At 74.0% G+C, this 17,479-nt stretch carries 13 protein-coding genes; 9 read left to right on the top strand and 4 right to left on the bottom strand.

Annotated elements, in window-relative coordinates; translation table 11 throughout:
• The first annotated feature begins 71 nt into the window (after window positions 1-71).
• The 7 genes from OG617_RS23765 (at window position 72) to OG617_RS23735 (ending at window position 9,503) form a co-directional block, all read left to right on the top strand.
• Entirely contained in the window at window positions 72-425 is a 354-nt protein-coding gene (locus tag OG617_RS23765; RefSeq protein ID WP_350888582.1) for a DoxX family protein, read from the top strand.
• 6 nt (window positions 426-431) lie between these two features.
• Window positions 432-1,403 carry an ROK family protein gene (locus OG617_RS23760; protein ID WP_405095189.1) on the top strand — a complete coding sequence of 324 codons (972 nt, stop codon included), beginning with the start codon at window positions 432-434 and terminating at the stop codon, window positions 1,401-1,403.
• Between the two features lie 656 nt (window positions 1,404-2,059).
• Entirely contained in the window at window positions 2,060-4,357 is a 2,298-nt protein-coding gene (locus OG617_RS23755) for a TRAP transporter permease (RefSeq protein ID WP_405095188.1), read from the top strand.
• Entirely contained in the window at window positions 4,354-5,373 is a 1,020-nt protein-coding gene (locus OG617_RS23750) for a TAXI family TRAP transporter solute-binding subunit (RefSeq protein WP_405095187.1), read from the top strand. Before OG617_RS23755 ends, OG617_RS23750 begins: the two co-directional genes overlap by 4 nt.
• A gap of 106 nt (window positions 5,374-5,479) precedes the next feature.
• A complete protein-coding gene (locus OG617_RS23745) occupies window positions 5,480-8,014 on the top strand; it encodes a nitrate- and nitrite sensing domain-containing protein (protein WP_405095186.1) in 2,535 nt (844 codons plus the stop codon).
• On the top strand, window positions 8,011-8,403 hold the full coding sequence (locus OG617_RS23740) for a roadblock/LC7 domain-containing protein (protein WP_350888587.1): 393 nt from the start codon (window positions 8,011-8,013) through the stop codon (window positions 8,401-8,403). The genes OG617_RS23745 and OG617_RS23740 overlap by 4 nt, the downstream gene beginning before the upstream one ends.
• Window positions 8,400-9,503, top strand: a complete 1,104-nt coding sequence (locus OG617_RS23735; protein WP_405095185.1) for a TAXI family TRAP transporter solute-binding subunit — start codon at window positions 8,400-8,402, stop codon at window positions 9,501-9,503. The genes OG617_RS23740 and OG617_RS23735 overlap by 4 nt, the downstream gene beginning before the upstream one ends.
• Window positions 9,504-9,634: 131 nt before the next feature.
• Here the strand turns inward: OG617_RS23735 and OG617_RS23730 are convergent, their stop codons facing one another.
• Window positions 9,635-10,498 (bottom strand): S1 family peptidase, encoded by an 864-nt coding sequence (locus tag OG617_RS23730; RefSeq protein WP_405095184.1) that lies wholly within the window; start codon window positions 10,496-10,498, stop codon window positions 9,635-9,637.
• Between the two features lie 193 nt (window positions 10,499-10,691).
• Here OG617_RS23730 and OG617_RS23725 point away from each other — a divergent pair, with 193 nt between their 5' ends.
• Window positions 10,692-11,783, top strand: a complete 1,092-nt coding sequence (locus OG617_RS23725) for an IS630 family transposase (RefSeq protein ID WP_405095182.1) — start codon at window positions 10,692-10,694, stop codon at window positions 11,781-11,783.
• A gap of 85 nt (window positions 11,784-11,868) precedes the next feature.
• Window positions 11,869-12,987 carry an IS630 family transposase gene (locus OG617_RS23720; protein ID WP_405095183.1) on the top strand — a complete coding sequence of 373 codons (1,119 nt, stop codon included), beginning with the start codon at window positions 11,869-11,871 and terminating at the stop codon, window positions 12,985-12,987.
• Between the two features lie 32 nt (window positions 12,988-13,019).
• On the opposite strand, the gene OG617_RS23715 is transcribed toward OG617_RS23720, so the two are convergent.
• The 3 genes from OG617_RS23715 to OG617_RS23705 all read right to left on the bottom strand — a co-directional run bounded on the left by OG617_RS23715 (window position 13,020) and on the right by OG617_RS23705 (window position 17,476).
• The gene (locus OG617_RS23715) at window positions 13,020-14,111 is read right to left on the bottom strand and encodes an IS630 family transposase (RefSeq protein ID WP_405095182.1); all 1,092 of its coding nucleotides are present in this window, start codon (window positions 14,109-14,111) and stop codon (window positions 13,020-13,022) included.
• 114 nt (window positions 14,112-14,225) lie between these two features.
• Window positions 14,226-16,007, bottom strand: a complete 1,782-nt coding sequence (locus OG617_RS23710) for an NACHT domain-containing protein (protein WP_405095181.1) — start codon at window positions 16,005-16,007, stop codon at window positions 14,226-14,228.
• Window positions 16,004-17,476, bottom strand: coding sequence for a VWA domain-containing protein (locus OG617_RS23705; protein ID WP_405095180.1), 1,473 nt, complete (start codon window positions 17,474-17,476; stop codon window positions 16,004-16,006). The genes OG617_RS23710 and OG617_RS23705 overlap by 4 nt, the downstream gene beginning before the upstream one ends.
• Between the last annotated feature and the right edge of the window lie 3 nt (window positions 17,477-17,479).

Raw genomic sequence — 17,479 nt, 5'->3', positions numbered from 1 at the left:
GCGTACCGGGCCATCCGGCCGTCCGGCCGATAGGGTCGGCCGGGACCTGACCCCTCCGAAAAGGAAAATACGTGCAGATTCCCATCATCGTCCTCAGCGTCATCCTGGCCACCGTCTTCGCCGCGCTGGCCTACCCCAAGCTCACCGGCCAGGCGCAGATGCGCGAGCGGATGGCCCACCTCGGCGTCTCCCCCGGGCTCACCAAGGTGATCGGCAACCTGGAGCTGGCCGCGGTCGTCGGCCTGATCTTCGGCCTGTACTGGTCGCCGGCCGGGATCGCGGCGGCGATCGGCCTCACCCTCCAGATGATCGGCGCGGTGATCTTCCACCTCCGCGCCCGGGACCCGATCTCGGTGGCGGCGATGCCGGCCGTGTTCGGGCTGGCGGCAGCCGCGGTCGCGGTGCTGCACGTGCTGCGGGGCTGACCGCCGGTGCCGGAGCGGACCGACACCGCCGTGCTCGGGGTCGACATCGGGGGCACCAAGGTCGCGCTGCGGGCCGAGCGGGGCGCGTCCGCGCCGGGCGACGGCCCGGGGGCGTACGAGCAGCTCGGAACCGCCGCATCGCGGGCGTACGAGCGGACGCTGACCTGGCCCGCCGACGGCGGCGCCGAGGCCGACATGGCGGCGCTGGCGGACGCGGTCGACGCGCTGCGCGCGGAGTCCGGCTGGCGGCTGGTGGCCGTCGGGGTGGCGATGCCCGGCACCACCGACCCGACCGGCCGGGTGACGGTCTGGCCGGGCCGGCCGAGCTGGGCCGGGCTGCGGCTCGACAAGGCGCTGCGCCGGCTCTTTCCCGGCAGCCGGACCGCCTGGGCCGACGACGGTGACCTCGCGGCGCTCGCCGAGGCCCGGCACGTCGGCGCGGACGACGTCGTCTACCTCGGGGTGGGCACCGGGGTGGGCGGGGGCGTGGTGCTCGGCGGACGCCCGCTGCCCGGGGCCGGCCGGGGCTCGCCCGAGGTCGGGCACATGGTCGTCGCAGTCGACGGCCCGCGCTGCGACTGCGGCCGGCACGGCTGCCTCCAGGCGATCGCCTCCGGGCCGGCCACCCTGCGCCGGGCCGCCGCCGGGCGGGGGGCCCCGGTGAGCTTCGCCGAGCTGCGCGACGGGCTGGCGCGGGACCGGCCGTGGGCCCACGACGCGGTCGGGCCGAGCGGTACGGCGCTCGCTGCGGCCGTGGTCAGCCTCGGCGAGCTGGTCGACCCGTCGGTGGCGGTGCTGGGCGGCGGGTTCGCCGCCGGGCTGCCGGGCTTCGTCGGGCTGGTCGAGCGGGAGGTGGCCCGGTTGGCCCGGCCAGGCCGAGCGGCGCCGGCCGTGCGGGCCGCCGCCCTGGGCGGGCTCTCCTCGCTGCACGGCGCCGTGGCGCTGGCCCGGAACCTGACCACGCCCTGCCGCTCCTGACCACCCCTGCCGCTCCCGACCACGCCGCTGCCGCCGTCGATGGCCCCGTAGATGGCCCCGTCGAACGGCCCGGCGCGATGCGCCCGTGGCGCGCTGCGCGCCCTGCGCAGGCACTGACCCGGCCCCGGCACCCCCTCCGCCGTTCACGAATCAACTTCGCAATCCCCGGGTGATTTGCCGGTCATTCATTCACGTCATCGCGGGAAGCGGGCGGGGGTGGCGGGCTCATACCGGGTGCGCTACGCTTCGTGCGCTCCGCGCCCGGCCATCCCGCGAGCGCGGCACCGAATCCGTCACCACCGCTCCACACACAACCGATACCGCACCGTCGGGCCGCGCATCGACGCACCCGCGCGGCACCGCGCCTGCGGCACAGACCGGCGGTGACCCGAGGTCAGGAGCCACGTCCGGCCGGCCGGGCCACGGCACGGCGCCGCCCCGAGGCCGTGCCGCGATGCCGCGCACTCCGAATACCAATTACCCGTACGCGTTTCTCGTTCGCGCCTGGGCGAACATCGCAGGAATTCCTTTCGCGCGATTCGGCAAGACCCCTTGTATCACACTTACGTAAATACCGGCGACAATGTTCCCCTCGATGAGCGAGAGGCGTATCGTCCCGCTTCGTGTCGTCGTCTGACCGATCATCCGAAGCCCCCGTGCCAGCCGATCCGGCGCCGCCGGGCCGGCCGGGCCGCCGCGCCGTCGCCACGGTGGCGGCACCGGAAGCCGCCCCGCCACCGGACGACACGCCGTCCCCCGACGGGGCGGCGACCCACCGGATCAGCGGCGACGGGGTCGCCCGGGCCGCCCGGGAGGCCCAGGAGCTGGCCGCCCAGTTCGAGGAGGAGAAGCCGGGCCGGCAGCTCACCGGAGCGGTCGCGGTGCTGCTCGGCACGGGCGCGCTGGCCGTTGCGCTGCTCAGCCTCTGGCAGGTCTTCCGGCCGCTGCCGCAGGGCAGCAAGTTCTACCTGATCATCTTCCTCGCCGGGGTGCTGCCGCTGGTCTTCCTGGCGTACCCCGCCGGGTTGCGGCTGCCGCGGGTGCTGCGCGGCGCGTCGGCCCGCCGCGCCGGCCGCCCCGACGACCCGGCCCTAAACGACCCGACGCGCGGTCCCGCCGACCCGGCGGCGCAGGGCCCCGGCGGGTCCCGGATGCCGGCGGCCGGGCGGCCCAGCGGGCTGGACTGGGTCCTCGCGGCGCTCGCCCTGCTGGTCTGCCTCTACCCGGTGCTGCCGGCGACGGTGGCCGGCGGGGGCGGCGGGTACGACGCGTTCCTCGACCGGCAGGGCCTGCTCGCGCCGCTGGACGTGGTGCTGGGCGCGCTGCTGCTGGTGCTGCTGCTGGAGGCGTGCCGGCGGGCGACCGGCTGGGTGCTGCCAGCGGTCTGCCTGGTCTTCCTCGGCTACGGCTACTACGGCGGGCTGCTCCCCCAGTCCTGGCCGGTGGCCCACGCCGGGCTGGACTTCGACCAGATCATCGACGCGTTCTACAACTCCGACAGCGGCTTCTACGGCACCCCGCTGGACGTCGCCGCCTCGTACATCGTGCTGTTCACCATCTACGGCGCGGTGCTGGACATCTCCGGCGCGGGCCGGTTCTTCGTCGAGCTGTCCGCCGCCGCGTTCCGCCGTTCCCGCACCGCCGCCGGGCGCACCGCGGTCGCCTCCGGGTTCCTGCTCGGCACCGTCTCCGGCTCGGGGGCGGCCACCACGGTCAGCATCGGCGCGGTGACCTGGCCGATCCTGCGCCGCGCCGGGTACCCGGCCGAGCGGGCCGGCGGGATGCTCGCCGCAGCGGGCGTCGGCGCGATCCTGTCCCCGCCGACGCTGGGGGCCGCCGCGTTCATCATCGCCGAGTACCTGGGCGTGTCGTACCTGCGGGTGCTGGCCTGGGCCACCATCCCGACGATCCTGTACTACCTGGGCATCCTGCTCTCCGTCGAGATCGACGCCCGGCGGTTCGGCACCCGGCCGATCACCATCGAGGTCACCTCGCCGTGGCGGCTGCTGGCCCGGTCCGGGTACCACTTCGCCTCGCTGTTCGTCATCGTCGGCTGCCTGGCGGTGGGCCTCTCGGCCATCCGCGCCGTGGTCTTCGCGACCCTGCTCGCGGCGGCGCTGTCCTTCCTGGACCGCGCACACCGGCTCACCCCGGCCCGGCTGGTCGCCGCCCTGGTGGCCGGGGTGCGCGGGGTGCTCGCGGTGGCCGCGGTCTGCGCGGCGGCCGGCATCATCACCGCCACCACCACCAAGACCGGCCTCGGGCCGCAGGCCGCCGCGCTGCTGGTCGGCGGCGCCAAGGCGGTCAGCACCGACCCGACCGTGGTCGTCCTGCTCACCGCCGTCCTCGCCGCGGTCGCGCTGACCCTGCTCGGCCTGGCCGTCCCGGTCACCGCCTCGTTCGTCATCGGCTGGGTGATCATCGGGCCGGCGCTGCTCGACCTCGGGGTGGCCGCGCCCGCCGCCGCGATGTTCGTCTTCTACTTCGCCGTGCTGTCGGAGGTGTCACCGCCGACCGCGCTCGCCGCGGTCGCCGCCGCCGCGGTCACCGGCGGCCGGCTGGTCCCCACCATGTGGCAGACCCTGCGGTACGCGCTGCCGGCGTACCTGGCGCCGATCGCGTTCGTGGTCACCCCGAACGGGCTGGGGCTGCTCGGCGCCGGCGGCCCGGGGCGGATCGCCTTCGCCACCGCCGCGTCCGCGCTCGGCGTGGCCGTCCTCGCCGTCGCCGCCGGCGGCTGGCTGCCCGGGGTCGGCCCGGCCGGCCCGGCGGAGCGCGTCCTCGGTGCGCTGGCCGGGCTGACGCTGCTCTGGCTCGAACCTGTCCCCGTCGCGATCGGTGCCGCGCTCGCCGCTGCCAGCGTGACGGGCTGTCTGATCCGACGCGGACTCACCGCCAGATCCGGCGGGCCGCGGGCCGGGAAACCGGCTGAGCTGAGGGAGGAACCCACGTGAGGCGCACCAGCGCACGACTCGCGGCCGTCGCGAGCACGCTCGCACTCGTCGCGGCCGGCACCGTCGGCTGTGGCGGCAAGCAGGACGGCGTGACCAAGGACGACGCGTCCAGCGAGATAACCTGCACCGTCGACAAGGACACCCGGATCGGCATCGCCACCGGCAACGCCACCGGCGTGTACTACGTGGTCGGCAACGCCCTGGCCAACCAGCTCCCCGGGGCCACCGGGGGCAAACTGAGCGGCACCGCCGCCGAGACCGGCGCATCGGTGCAGAACATCGAGCAACTCGTCGCCGGCAAGTACGACGTGGCGTTCTCGTTGTTCGACACCGCCGTCAACGCGGCGCAGGGCAAGGGCAGCTTCACCGCCCCGCAGCCGGTCGAGGCACTGGCCCGGATCTACGACAACTACACACAGGTCGTGGTGCGGGCCGACTCCGGGATCAAGTCGGTCGCCGACATGAAGGGCAAGCGGATCTCCACCGGCTCCCCCAAGTCCGGCACGGAGGTCATCGCCAACCGACTGCTCACCGCCGCCGGCCTCGACCCGGCCAAGGACGTCCAGGCGCAGCGGCTGGATCTGACCAAGACCGTGGACGGGATCAAGGACGGCAGCATCGACGGGCTGTTCTGGTCCGGTGGGCTGCCCACGGGCGGGCTAACCGACCTGTTCACGACCTCGGGAGACAAGGTACGGTTCATCGACATCAGCCCGCTGTTGCCGCAGCTGGCGGAGCTGAATCCGGCTTACCAGGCGGGGGCGATCGGCAAGGACACCTACCGGACGGGGACCGACACCCCGACCATCGTGGTGCCGAACGTGCTGCTGGTCCGCAAGGACCTCGACGCGAACGTCGCCTGCGCGGTGACGAAGGTGCTGTTCGAGAAGAAGGACGCCCTCGCCCAGGCCAGCCCCGCCGCCGCCGGGATCAGCCTGGACACCGCCCGCCGCACCGCCCCGGTGCCGCTGCACCGGGGCGCCTCCGGCGCGCTGACCGCCCTCGGCGCGAGCTGACCCCCGCCGCCGGGTCCGGCCACCGCGCCGGGCCCGGCGCGGTGGCCGGACCACCATCCCACCATCGCTGCCCCACCGCTGTCCCACCACCGCCCCGGAGGCCCGCGTGCCCCAGCCCGGCACCGCTGACGTACGCCGGCACAACCGCTCCACGGACCGGACCAGTCGGTTGTGGTCGGTGCGGACCCAACTGGTCGCGCCGATCCTCATCGCCACGGTCGGCCTGCTCGTGCTCGGCACCCTGCAGACCCGTACGGCACTGGCCGCCACGGCCGACGCCGAGCGCGCCCGGGTGCTCGCCGGCACCGCCACCGCGACCGTGCGGCTGGTGCACGAGCTGGAACGGGAACTGGCCGAGACGGTCGCGCTGCGCCAGCGCGGCGGCGACTCCGGCCGGCAGCTGGTCAACGCCCAGCGCCAGCGCGTCGACTCGGCGGCCGGGCGGTACCGGACGGCCCGGGACGACGCCCGGCGGGCCGCCCCGGCGCTGGCCGGCGCGCTGGACGGCGCGGACGGCCAGCTCGCCCAGCTCGACGACGCCCGGACGCTCGCGCTGGGCGTGCGCCCCGCCGACCAGCTCTACGTGAGCCTGGTCGACACGCTGCTCGGGGTCGCCGACGCGCTCCCCGCCCAGCTACGCGACACGGACCTGGCGAACTCGGCCCGCGAGGTGGCCGCCGTCGCCGCCCAGGAACACTTCGCCGCGCTGGAGCGGGACCTGCTCCGGGTGATCTTCTCCCGGGGCGCGCTGGAACCGGGCGAGTTGGCCCGGGTTGCCCAGTTGCGCGGGGCGCAGGAACAGCGGCAGGCCGAGTTCTCCCGGATCGCCAGCCCCGCCTCGTCGGCGACGTACAACCGGTTGCTGGACGGCCAGGACGTCGCGACCGCCCGCCGGATGCGCGACGGCGCACTGGGCGCGGACGCCGTGCCGGAGGCACTGAGGACCGACGGCGACGCCTGGTACGTGGCGCAGAGCGGGGTGATCCGCCGGTACAACCTGATCGGTCGGGACCTGTCCGAGCAGCTCGACCGGCAGGCGGCCGGGCTGGCCGCCGGGGCCCGGCGGGACGCCCTGGTCAGCGCCGGGATCACCCTGAGCGTGGCGGTGCTGTCCTTCGTCGCCGCCGGGCTGCTCGCGATGCACACCAGCCGCCGGCTGCGCCGGCTGCGGGTGGCCGCGCTGACCATGGCCCACCGGGAGCTGCCCGACCGGATCACCGCCATCGCGGCCGGCGGCCCGGCTGACGGGCGAGCCGGCGGGCCGGCCGACGGGGCGGGTTCCGCGCTGGACCGGACCGCCGGCATCGCCCGGGGGCGCGACGAGATCGCCCAGGTGGCGGACGCGTTCGACACGGTCAACCGGTCGGCGTTGCGGCTGGCCGGGCAGCAGGCGGAGCTGCGGGTCGACGTGACCCGGATGGCGGAGGCGTTGGCCCGGCGGATCCGTACGCTGATCACCCGGCAGTTGCGCCTGCTCGACGAGTTCGAGCGGGAGGAGACCGACCCGGACGCGCTGGCCCGGCTCTTCGCCCTCGACCACCTGGCGGCCCGGATGCGCCGCAACGGCGAGAACCTGCTGGTGCTGGCCGGCGGCGAGCCGGGGCGCGGCCAGCACGGCGCGCACCTGATCACCGACGTGGTGACGGCCGCCGCCGCCGAGATCGAGGAGTACACCCGGGTCGAGGCGGACCTGCCGTCGGTGGCCATCGACGCCTCGGTGGTCGGCAACCTGGTGCACCTGCTGGCCGAGCTGCTGGAGAACGCCACGGCCTACTCCCCGCCGCACGCGATGGTGCGGGTCGACGCGCGGCGCACCGTCGACGGCCTGGTCCTGCGGGTCCACGACCGGGGGATCGGGATCAGCGGCGGCCGGCTCGCCGAGATCAACGAACGGCTCGACAGGCCGGGCACCCTGTCCAGCGCCGCGGCGGGCAGCATGGGGCTGCACGTGGTCGCCCACCTGGCCGCCCGGCACCACATCCGGGTGTCGCTGCACAGCGCCGGCGGGGGCGCCACGGCCACCGTCGAGATCCCGGAGAGCGCCCTCACCCTGGTGGAGAAGGCGGTGGCCCGGTCGGGTCCGGCGCCGGCCGCCCGGCCGCCGGGGGCGCCGTCCTCGCCGGCCACCTGGTTCTCCAACGGCCGCACCCCCGCCGCGCCGCCGGCCTGGTCGCCGGCCCCGGCCGCCGCGCAGCTCACGGCGGTCTCGCTGCCGACGCGCTCCCAGCAGGCCCCGGCCGTCACGCTGCCGGTGCTCGGGGCGGGGCGCCAGCCCGGAACGGCGGCACCGGCCTGGCCCGCCGGGCCTCCGGTCGCCGGCACCGGGTCGGCCTGGGGAGGTACGACCGGCCACAGCGGGACCACGGGCCATGGCGGGACCACGGGCCATGGCGGGACGACCGGCCACAGCGGGACGACGGGCTACGGCGGGACCGTCACGCCTGGCGGCAAGCCGCTGCCCCGGCGCGCCCGTGGCGGCCGGCTCGCGCCCCCACTGCCCGACCCACCGCCCGCCCAACGCCGGCCGGACGACCTGCTGGACCCGGAACTGGTCCGGGCCCGGCTCTCCGCACTGGCCGAGGGCGTCGCGACCGCGATGCGCCACAGCCAACAGAACGACGCCACCAGGAGAACCACATGACACCGCAGCCGAGCACCGGCCTCGACTGGCTGTTGGCCAGCTTCGCCACACAGGTGCCGGACGTCGCCCACGCCCTCGCGGTCTCCGGCGACGGCCTCAAGCTGGCCGCCTCCCCCGGCCTCTCCACCGACCAGGTCGACCACCTGTCCGCCGTGATCAGCGGCCTGGCGAGCCTCACCGTGGGCGCCGCCCGGTTCATGAACGCCGGCCGGGTACGCCAGCAGATCGTCGACATGGACGGCGGGGTGCTGCTGGTGATGGCGGTCGGCGACCGGGCACTGATCGGCGTGCTGGCCGCGCCCGGCTGCGACCTCGGCCAGATCGGCTACGAGACGGCCATGCTGGTGCAGCGGGTGGCCGAGGCCCTCGAACCGGCGGCCCGGTCGTGACCGCCCGCCCGACCCCGCCGCGTCGCGGGCGGGCGGCGACGGCACGGGTCGGACGCGCCGAGACCATCGCGACCGTCCCGCCCGGCCCCGCGCCGGTGGTGCCGGCACGCCGCCCCCGCGGCCTCGGCGGACCCGGCCGGGTGGCAGCCGCCCTGGTCGCGCTGCTGTCCGTCCTGCTGGCGGCCGGCTGCGGTGACGACGCGGCGCCGGAGCCGGCGCCCTGGCACGGCGGGCGGATCTTCCTCGCCACCGGCAACACCACCGGCGTCTACTACCAGCTCGGCGGCGGGTACGCCGACCTGATCAGCCGGTATCTGCCCGGCTACGAGGCGCGCGCCGAGCCGACCGGCGCCTCGGGCGAGAACATCACCCGGGTCATCGGCGGCGACATGGAGATCGCGTTCAGCCTGGCGGACACCGCGGCCGACGCGAACGCCGGGCGGGGCGCGTTCCAGGGCCGGCCGCAGCAGGTGCGCGCGCTGGCCCGGGTCTACCGCAACTACACCCACGTGCTGGTGCGCGCCGACGCGAAGATCACCACCCTGTCCGACCTGCGGGGCAAACGGGTCTCCACGGGCTCCCCCCGGTCGGGCACCGACGTCATCGCCGGCCGGCTGCTCACCGCGGCCGGGCTCGACCCGGAGCGGGACGTCCGCCGGGCCCGGCTCTCCCTGCCGGACACCGCCGCCCGGATGCGGGCCGGCACCCTCGACGCGATGTTCTTCTCCGGCGGGCTGCCCACGCCCGGCATCGCCGACCTGCTGGCCGCCGCGCCCGGCAGGTTCCGGTTCCTGCCGATCGCCGACCTGATCGAGCCGCTGACCGCCACGTACGGGGCGGTCTACACCATCACCGACCTGCCGAAGGAGGCGTACGGGACGCCGGCGGCGGTGCCGACGGTGACGGTGGCGAACATGATCCTGGTAAGCGCCGACATGCCGGACAAACTGGCGTACGACCTGACCGCGCTGCTCTTCGCGCACCAGACCGAGCTGGGGATGGTGCACCCGGAGGGGCGCAACTTCGACCGGAGCAGCGCGGCCGACACCGACCCGGTCCCGCTGCACCCCGGGGCGTCCCGGTTCTACCAGGGCGGCTGACCGGAACAGCCGGGACCAGGGCTGCCTGCCGGCGCGGCACAGGCCGGGCGGCATGGGGCCGGGCGGCTGCACGTCGCGGCTGACCGGGGGCAACCCGCACCTCGCCGCAGGCGACCGCCCGGCCCGCCGGCTCACGGGATCGTCACCCCGTACGCGGCCAGGATCTCGTTGATCGGCTGGTAGTAGGTGGTGCCGCCGCTGGTGCAGTTGCCGCTGCCGCCCGAGAGGATGCCGAGGATCCGGCCGGTGGCGGCGACGTAGAGCGGGCCGCCGCTGTCGCCGGGCTCGGCGCAGATGTTGGTGCGGATCAGCCCGGAGACCGAGCCCTCGGAGTAGTTGACCGTAACGTTGAGGGCGGTGATCGTGCCGCACCGCACGCCCGTGGTGGAGCCACTGCGGCAGACAGCCATGCCGATGACCGGGGTGGCGGTGCCGGTGATGGTCAGCGTCCCGGGGTACGTGTAGACGGCGCTCGGGTGCGGGATCGTCGACGAGGTGTAGCGGACGATCCCGTAGTCGTTGCCGGGGAAGCTGGTGCCGGTGCGGGAGCCGAGGACCGTCGAGCTGCCGCTGTCGGCGTACCAGGTGGTGGCGGTCGACGTGCAGTGGCCGGCGGTGAGGAAGTAGTACGTGCTGCCGCTGCGGACGTTGGCGCCCAGCGAGCAGCGGCCCCCGCCGCCAGCGGCGTAGATGGCCTGCCCGCCGGCGATCAGGGTGCTGAGCCGGCCGGGCTCCCGGCGGACCACGGCGTCGGTGCCGGCCAGCCGGGTACGCAGCGCGGCCAGTTGGCGCTCGCTCACCGTGTCGTCCACGGCGACGGTGGTCCGGCCGGTGGCCGGGTCCACGGCCCACGCGGTGCCGGCCGGGGCGGTGGCGGCCATGGCGATCGACGCGGCGGCGACCGGCGCGGCGGCTGGCGCGGCGGCCTGGGCGACCGCCGGTGGTGCCGCCAGGGGGACGACGAGCAGGAGGGCGAGCAGGGGGAAGCGACGCATTCGGGCCTCCATACATCGGTGAGAATGGATGCCATACAGCATCCGCGCTCCGCCCGCCCGGTTCAATACCTCGAGCGATGTCGATGCTTCGGGTGGCTGGCGGCCGATGGCGGCGTACCGGGCCCCGTGCCGTGCCGTGACGCTAGTGTGCCGCGCCGGAAATTCGCCTTATAAGTCGGTGTAGGGTGGGGCGATGGCACGAACAGGGCGCCCCACTGCACCGCTGGTGTTGACCGACGAGGAACGCACGACATTGACCCACTGGGCGCGGCGGGCGAAGTCCGCGCAGATCCTCGCGATGCGGTCGAGGATTATCCTGGCGTGCGCCGAAGGCGCCTCGAACACTGATGTGGCAACAGATCTGCGTGTTCACTTGTCTACAGTGGGCAAATGGCGGCGGCGGTTCCTGGCCGATCGTCTCGACGGCCTGATCGACGAGCAACGTCCCGGCCGGCCACCCTCGATCGCCTTGGACAAGGTCGAAGAAGTCGTCGTGGCGACCCTCGAGCAGACCCCGCGCAACGCCACCCACTGGTCACGGACGTCGATGGCCGAGAAGTCGGGGCTGTCGAAGTCGACGATCGGCCGGATCTGGCGCGACTTCGGCCTCAAGCCACACCGGGCCGACACGTTCAAGCTGTCCACCGATCCGCAGTTCATCGAAAAGGTCGTCGATGTCGTCGGTCTGTACCACCACCCGCCGGAACGGGCTGTGGTGCTGTGCGTGGACGAGAAATCCCAGATCCAGGCCCTGGAACGCTCCCAGCCGGTCCTGCCGATGATGCCCGGCATGCCCGAGCGCCGCACCCACGACTACCACCGCAACGGCATCACCAGCCTGTTCGCCGCATTCGACATCGCCGACGGCTCGGTCATCAGCGAGCTGCACCGTCAGCACCGGGCGACCGAGTTCAAGAAATTCCTGATCACCATCGACAAGAGCGTCCCGGCCGAGCTCGACGTGCACCTGATCTGCGACAACTACGGCACCCACAAAACGCCGGCAGTACGTGCCTGGCTGGCGAAGCACCCACGGTTCCACATGCACTTCACCCCGACCGGATCATCATGGATCAACCAGGTCGAACGCTGGTTCGGCTTCCTCACCGACCAGAAAATCCGCCGAGGCACCCACAAAAGCGTCCAGGCCCTCGAAGCCGACATCCGATCCTGGATCGCCGACTGGAACAGCAACCCCCGACCGTTCATCTGGACCAAGACCGCCGAAGAGATCCTCGAATCACTCGCCCGATTTTGTAGGCGAATTTCCGGCGCGGCACACTAGTGCTCTGACCATGAACGTTCACGGTGTTGATGACACGCCGTCTGGCCTGTCGGCTGGGCGGCGTCGTGACGGTCAGGCTGTGGCGGTGGCAGAACCTGTTCGCGTTCGGCGGCTCAGTGACCAGGAGGGTCAGCAGCTGCTGAGGATCACTCGTAGAGGTACCGGCTCGCCGATCCGGTTACGGCGGGCGATGGTCGTGCTCGCCTCGGCCGGCGGGAACACGGTGCCGGCGATCGCTCGCCTCGTCCAAGCCGACGAGGACACGATCCGGCAGGTCATCCACCGCTTCAACGAGATGGGGATGGCCAGCCTGGACCCTCAGTGGGCGGGTGGCCGTCCCCGCCAGATCAGTCCTGACGAAGAACAGCTCATCGTCGAGACGGCCAACACCCGCCCCGAGAAACTGGGGCGGCCGTTCACCCGCTGGAGCATCCGCAAGCTCGTCGACCACCTGCGCGTTCACTCCACTCGACGGGTCGGGGTGGGCCGGGAACGGCTGCGGCAGATCCTGCACCGACACCGGATCACCTTCCAGCGGACCAAGACGTGGAAGGAGTCCACCGACCCTGACCGGGACGCCAAGCTCGCCCGGATCGAGCACGTGAGCAACCACCTCCCGCAGCGGGTGTTCGCCTTCGACGAGTTCGGGCCCTTGGTGATCCGTCCGCAGGCTGGCACGGGCTGGGCGCCGGCCGGGCACCCACACCGGTTGCCCGCGAACTACCACAAGCTGCACGGCGTCCGACAGTTCCACGGCTGCTACTCCGTCGGTGACGACCAACTCTGGGGCGTCGTCCGTCGCCGCAAGAGCGCCGGGAACACCCTCGCCGCCTTGAAGTCAATCCGGGCCGCGCGTCCGGACGGGGCACCGATCTACGTCATTCTCGACAACCTGTCCGCGCACAAGGGCCGAAAGATCCGGGCGTGGGCGGCCCGGAACAAGGTCGAACTCTGTTTCACCCCGACCTACGCCTCCTGGGCCAACCCGATCGAGGCCCAGTTCGGGCCGCTACGCACCTTCGTCATCGCCGGCTCGAACCACCCCAACCACCCCACGCTGACCCGGCGGCTGCATGCCTACCTGCGCTGGCGCAACGCCAACGCCCGCCACCCCGACGTCCTAGCCGCCCAACGCCGCGAACGCGCCCGCATCCGCAGCGAACGCCAACGACGCTGGGGCCAACCCGCCACCCGCGCAGCCTGACCCCAACACCGTGAACGTTCATGGTCAGAGCACTAGTGTGCCGCGCCGGAAATTCGCCTACAAAATCGGGCGAGTGATTCGAGGATCTCTTCGGCGGTCTTGGTCCAGATGAACGGTCGGGGGTTGCTGTTCCAGTCGGCGATCCAGGATCGGATGTCGGCTTCGAGGGCCTGGACGCTTTTGTGGGTGCCTCGGCGGATTTTCTGGTCGGTGAGGAAGCCGAACCAGCGTTCGACCTGGTTGATCCATGATGATCCGGTCGGGGTGAAGTGCATGTGGAACCGTGGGTGCTTCGCCAGCCAGGCACGTACTGCCGGCGTTTTGTGGGTGCCGTAGTTGTCGCAGATCAGGTGCACGTCGAGCTCGGCCGGGACGCTCTTGTCGATGGTGATCAGGAATTTCTTGAACTCGGTCGCCCGGTGCTGACGGTGCAGCTCGCTGATGACCGAGCCGTCGGCGATGTCGAATGCGGCGAACAGGCTGGTGATGCCGTTGCGGTGGTAGTCGTGGGTGCGGCGCTCGGGCATGCCGGGCATCATCGGCAGGACCGGCTGGGAGCGTTCCAGGGCCTGGATCTGGGATTTCTCGTCCACGCACAGCACCACAGCCCGTTCCGGCGGGTGGTGGTACAGACCGACGACATCGACGACCTTTTCGATGAACTGCGGATCGGTGGACAGCTTGAACGTGTCGGCCCGGTGTGGCTTGAGGCCGAAGTCGCGCCAGATCCGGCCGATCGTCGACTTCGACAGCCCCGACTTCTCGGCCATCGACGTCCGTGACCAGTGGGTGGCGTTGCGCGGGGTCTGCTCGAGGGTCGCCACGACGACTTCTTCGACCTTGTCCAAGGCGATCGAGGGTGGCCGGCCGGGACGTTGCTCGTCGATCAGGCCGTCGAGACGATCGGCCAGGAACCGCCGCCGCCATTTGCCCACTGTAGACAAGTGAACACGCAGATCTGTTGCCACATCAGTGTTCGAGGCGCCTTCGGCGCACGCCAGGATAATCCTCGACCGCATCGCGAGGATCTGCGCGGACTTCGCCCGCCGCGCCCAGTGGGTCAATGTCGTGCGTTCCTCGTCGGTCAACACCAGCGGTGCAGTGGGGCGCCCTGTTCGTGCCATCGCCCCACCCTACACCGACTTATAAGGCGAATTTCCGGCGCGGCACACTAGCCCACGCCCCGCCCCGACGGCGGCGGTCACCGACCTGGGCCGACACGAACCACCGGCGCCGGCTCACGCGGCGCTGGCCGGCTGCTGACGCCGGGTGGCGAAGAAGAGCGCGGCGGCCCGCCGGACGACGGTGGGCCGGCGCGGGTCGACGGCGACCTCGCGGAGCAGTTCCCGATTCACCGTGGCGGCGGTCAGCGTGGTGAGCAGCGCGAAGCACTCCTGCCGCACGTCACGCGCCGGCGGCGGGCCGGCGACGTCGACCGCCGGGCCCGGGCGGGGCGACCAGTGGGCCAGCAGCGCCGCCAGCACGTCCGAGCGGACCACCGGGTCCGCGGCGCCGCCCGCGGCCAGGTAGTGCCCGGCGGCGACCGCCCCGGCCGGGTCCCGAGCCACGTCCCGGAGGAACCCCGGCGCGACCGTGGCCCGGCTCATCGCCCACAGCCCGACGCCCCGCTGGGGGGTGCTGGTCATCGCCGTGATCCAGCGCTGCGCGCTCCAGTCCCGGGCGAGCGGGCCCGCCGCCAGGTGCTCGACCAGGCCGGGCCAGGTCGCGGCCAGCGCGCCGGGAGCCGGGGCCGACCCGCCCGCCGCGCCTGACCGGGCGGTCGGAGCGCGGCCAGCCCCGGCGTCGGAGAACAGGCCGGTGGCGAGCAGGACCAGCCGCACGTGCCGGTCCCAGTCCGGCAGCACCCGGTCCGGCCGGTAGGGCGCCTGCCCCGCCGACCAGTCGACCACCGCCACGACCGGGTCGGCGCCGGTCACCGCGGCGGCTGCCGCCACCTCGACCAGCTCGGTGTGGCGCTCGGTCAGCCAGTCGGCGACCGGCCCGCCGCGCACCGCCCGGCGCAGCGCGTCGCACGTCGCGTCGAAGCTGGCCCGCCCGCCGCCGAGCAGGGCGCCGACGAACCGGTCCAGCAGCACCGCCGGGTCGGCCACCGGGTCCGGGCCGGCCAGCCCGGCCTGCCAGACCGCGGCGGCGATGGTGGCGGTGAGCGGGTTGCGCAGCGCGGGGCGGGCCCGCTGGTGGTCGGCCCAGCTCAGGAAACGCCGCGCGGCCACCGCGTTCGGGAACCAACGGTGCGCGAACCGCCCGACGTCCGGGTCGGTGAACGGTGCCAGGTGGTACGCGGCGTACCCGGGGCCCAGGACCGCCAGCTCGTTCTCCGCGAGCTGACGGGTCGTCACCAGGACCCGCCACGGCCCGGCCCCCGGCGCGGCGCGGGCCAGGGCGGCGAGGCGGTTGAGCACCTCCGCCCGGTCGTCCGGGTCCGCCACCGCGTCGACCCCGTCGACGCAGACCAGCCACGTCCGGCCCGGCGCGGGCTCCCGCGCGAAGTCCAGGCCGGGCACCAGGTCGCGGTACGCCTCGGCGAGCGCGGCGGGCAGCGGCTGGTGCACCAGCGCGGTCGCCGGCAGGCCCACCACCACCGGCCCGGGAGGGGTTTGGCGCAACCGCCCCCGCCCGGCGAGCCACCACCGCGCCGAGCTCGCGCACGCCTGCCGGACCAGCGCCGACTTCCCGCTGCCCGGCTCGCCGATCAGCAGCACGTGCCCGGGGCCGGTGAGCAGCGACTCGACGGCGACGGGGCCGGCGGCGGGGTCGAGCCGGGAGACGACCCGGCGGGCGACGTACACCTCCGACAGGGGGCGGACGTACCCGCCGGCGATCCGGTGCGGGTGGACGATCGCCTCCTCCGACTGGGCCCTCCACAGCGGGTTCAGGGCGGCCCACCAGCCGCGCCCGCGCCGGCCGCTCAGGTGGCGGCGGACCGTCAGGATCGCGGCGGCCAGCGCCAGCGAACCGCTGACCACGCTGGCCACCTTGTCGAAGTAGTCCCAGGTCACGCGCCCACCCGGGCCGGCCCGCCCGGCGACTCGTGGTGGGCGCCGCACCCACCGCAGTACGGGCGGGTGTGCAGTTCGCCGCAGTGCTCCCACGGCGGCACCCGCTGCTCGGGGGCCGGGTACGGCTGCGGGTCCGACCGGCCCGGGCCGCCCGCCGGCTCACCGGACACCCAGGAGGACGTCTGCGGCGCGACCGCCGCGGAGTACTGCCAGCGCCGCAGGTCGACGTGGGGCTTGAGGCGTACGTCGCCGACCGCTGCGTCCCGCACGTCCACGATCCGGTCGAGCTGCCGCAGCTTGTCCTCGTGGCCGCCGGCGTGGGCGAGCGCCACGGCCCGCCCGAGGTGCTGCTCCGCGTCGGTGAGCCGACCGACGCCGGCCGCCGCCAGCGCCAGCCGCACCTGTTCGGCGTACCCCTGCTGGTGGGTGTAGTGGGCGACGGTCTCGTGCACCCGGGAGAACAGCTCGATCTCGTCGGTCCACTCCACGTCGACGGGCACCTCGGCGGCGTCCGGGGCCGCGTCGACCCGTACGGCCAGCCAGCCGATCCGCCGCCGCGCCTGCGGGGTCATCGGGTCCACCTCCAGGGCGACGTGGTAGTCGCGCCGGTCGGCCGGGCTCCACGCCCCGACGGGGAAGTCGGTGGTGAGGTCGCCGGCGGCCACGCCCCGGCCGGTGAGGTCGGCGATGGTCGGGTACACCTGCTTGACGAAGCGGATCCGGGCCAGCGCGCTGGTGCGCACCCGCAGCCGGGCGTCGGCGGTCCGGCGGTTCAGCGCGCGGTCCAGCACCGCCGCGAACTCGGCGGCGAGGCCGTCGAGGTCCTCCACCGGCACGACGGGGTTGGCGCCCAGCGCGTCCGCGATGCCGAGCAGCTCCGGGCCGTCCCAGTCGTGCATCCCGTCCGCCGAGCCGATGGCCCGGCAGTCCACGGTGAACCGGCCCGCGCAGGCGTCCACCGCCGCCTTCAGCTCTGCGGGCCGCTGGGACTCGTTGCGGCCGTCGGTCAGCAGGATGGCGTGCCCGATCGCGTCGGGCCGGGTTCCGAGCAGGTCCCGGGCCAGCAGCAGCCACTTGCCGATGGCGGTGCCGCCGTGCGGCGACGCCCTGCGTACCGCGCGCCGGGCCGCAGCCCGGGTGCCCTCGTCAGCGACCGCGAGCCGCCGCTCGCCGGGGTAGATCATCGCGGCCCCGCTGGTGCCCTCCACCACGGCGAACGCCACCCCGTCGGGCAGCGCGTCGACGGCCGCGAGGGTGGCCGCGCGGGCGGCCCGCATCTTGGCCTGCGGCGCACCCATCGAGCCGGAGCAGTCGAGCAGGATCACCTCGGCGAGCTCGTCGTGACGCGTGTCGCCCCCGGCCGGTCCGGCCCGCACCGCGGCGACGATGTCGACGGTCCCGCCGTCGGTCGGCAGGTACTCGCTGTGGTGGGCGGTCAGGTCGAGCCGCAGCCCGTCCGGTGCCGTCACGCG

Origin of the sequence: Micromonospora sp. NBC_01412 (genome assembly GCF_045040215.1) — a bacterium.
GTDB classification, from domain to species: Bacteria; Actinomycetota; Actinomycetes; order Mycobacteriales; family Micromonosporaceae; genus Micromonospora; species Micromonospora rubida.
Note: the sequence above shows the minus strand (reverse complement) of the source record. Positions and strands in the feature narration are given on the sequence as shown.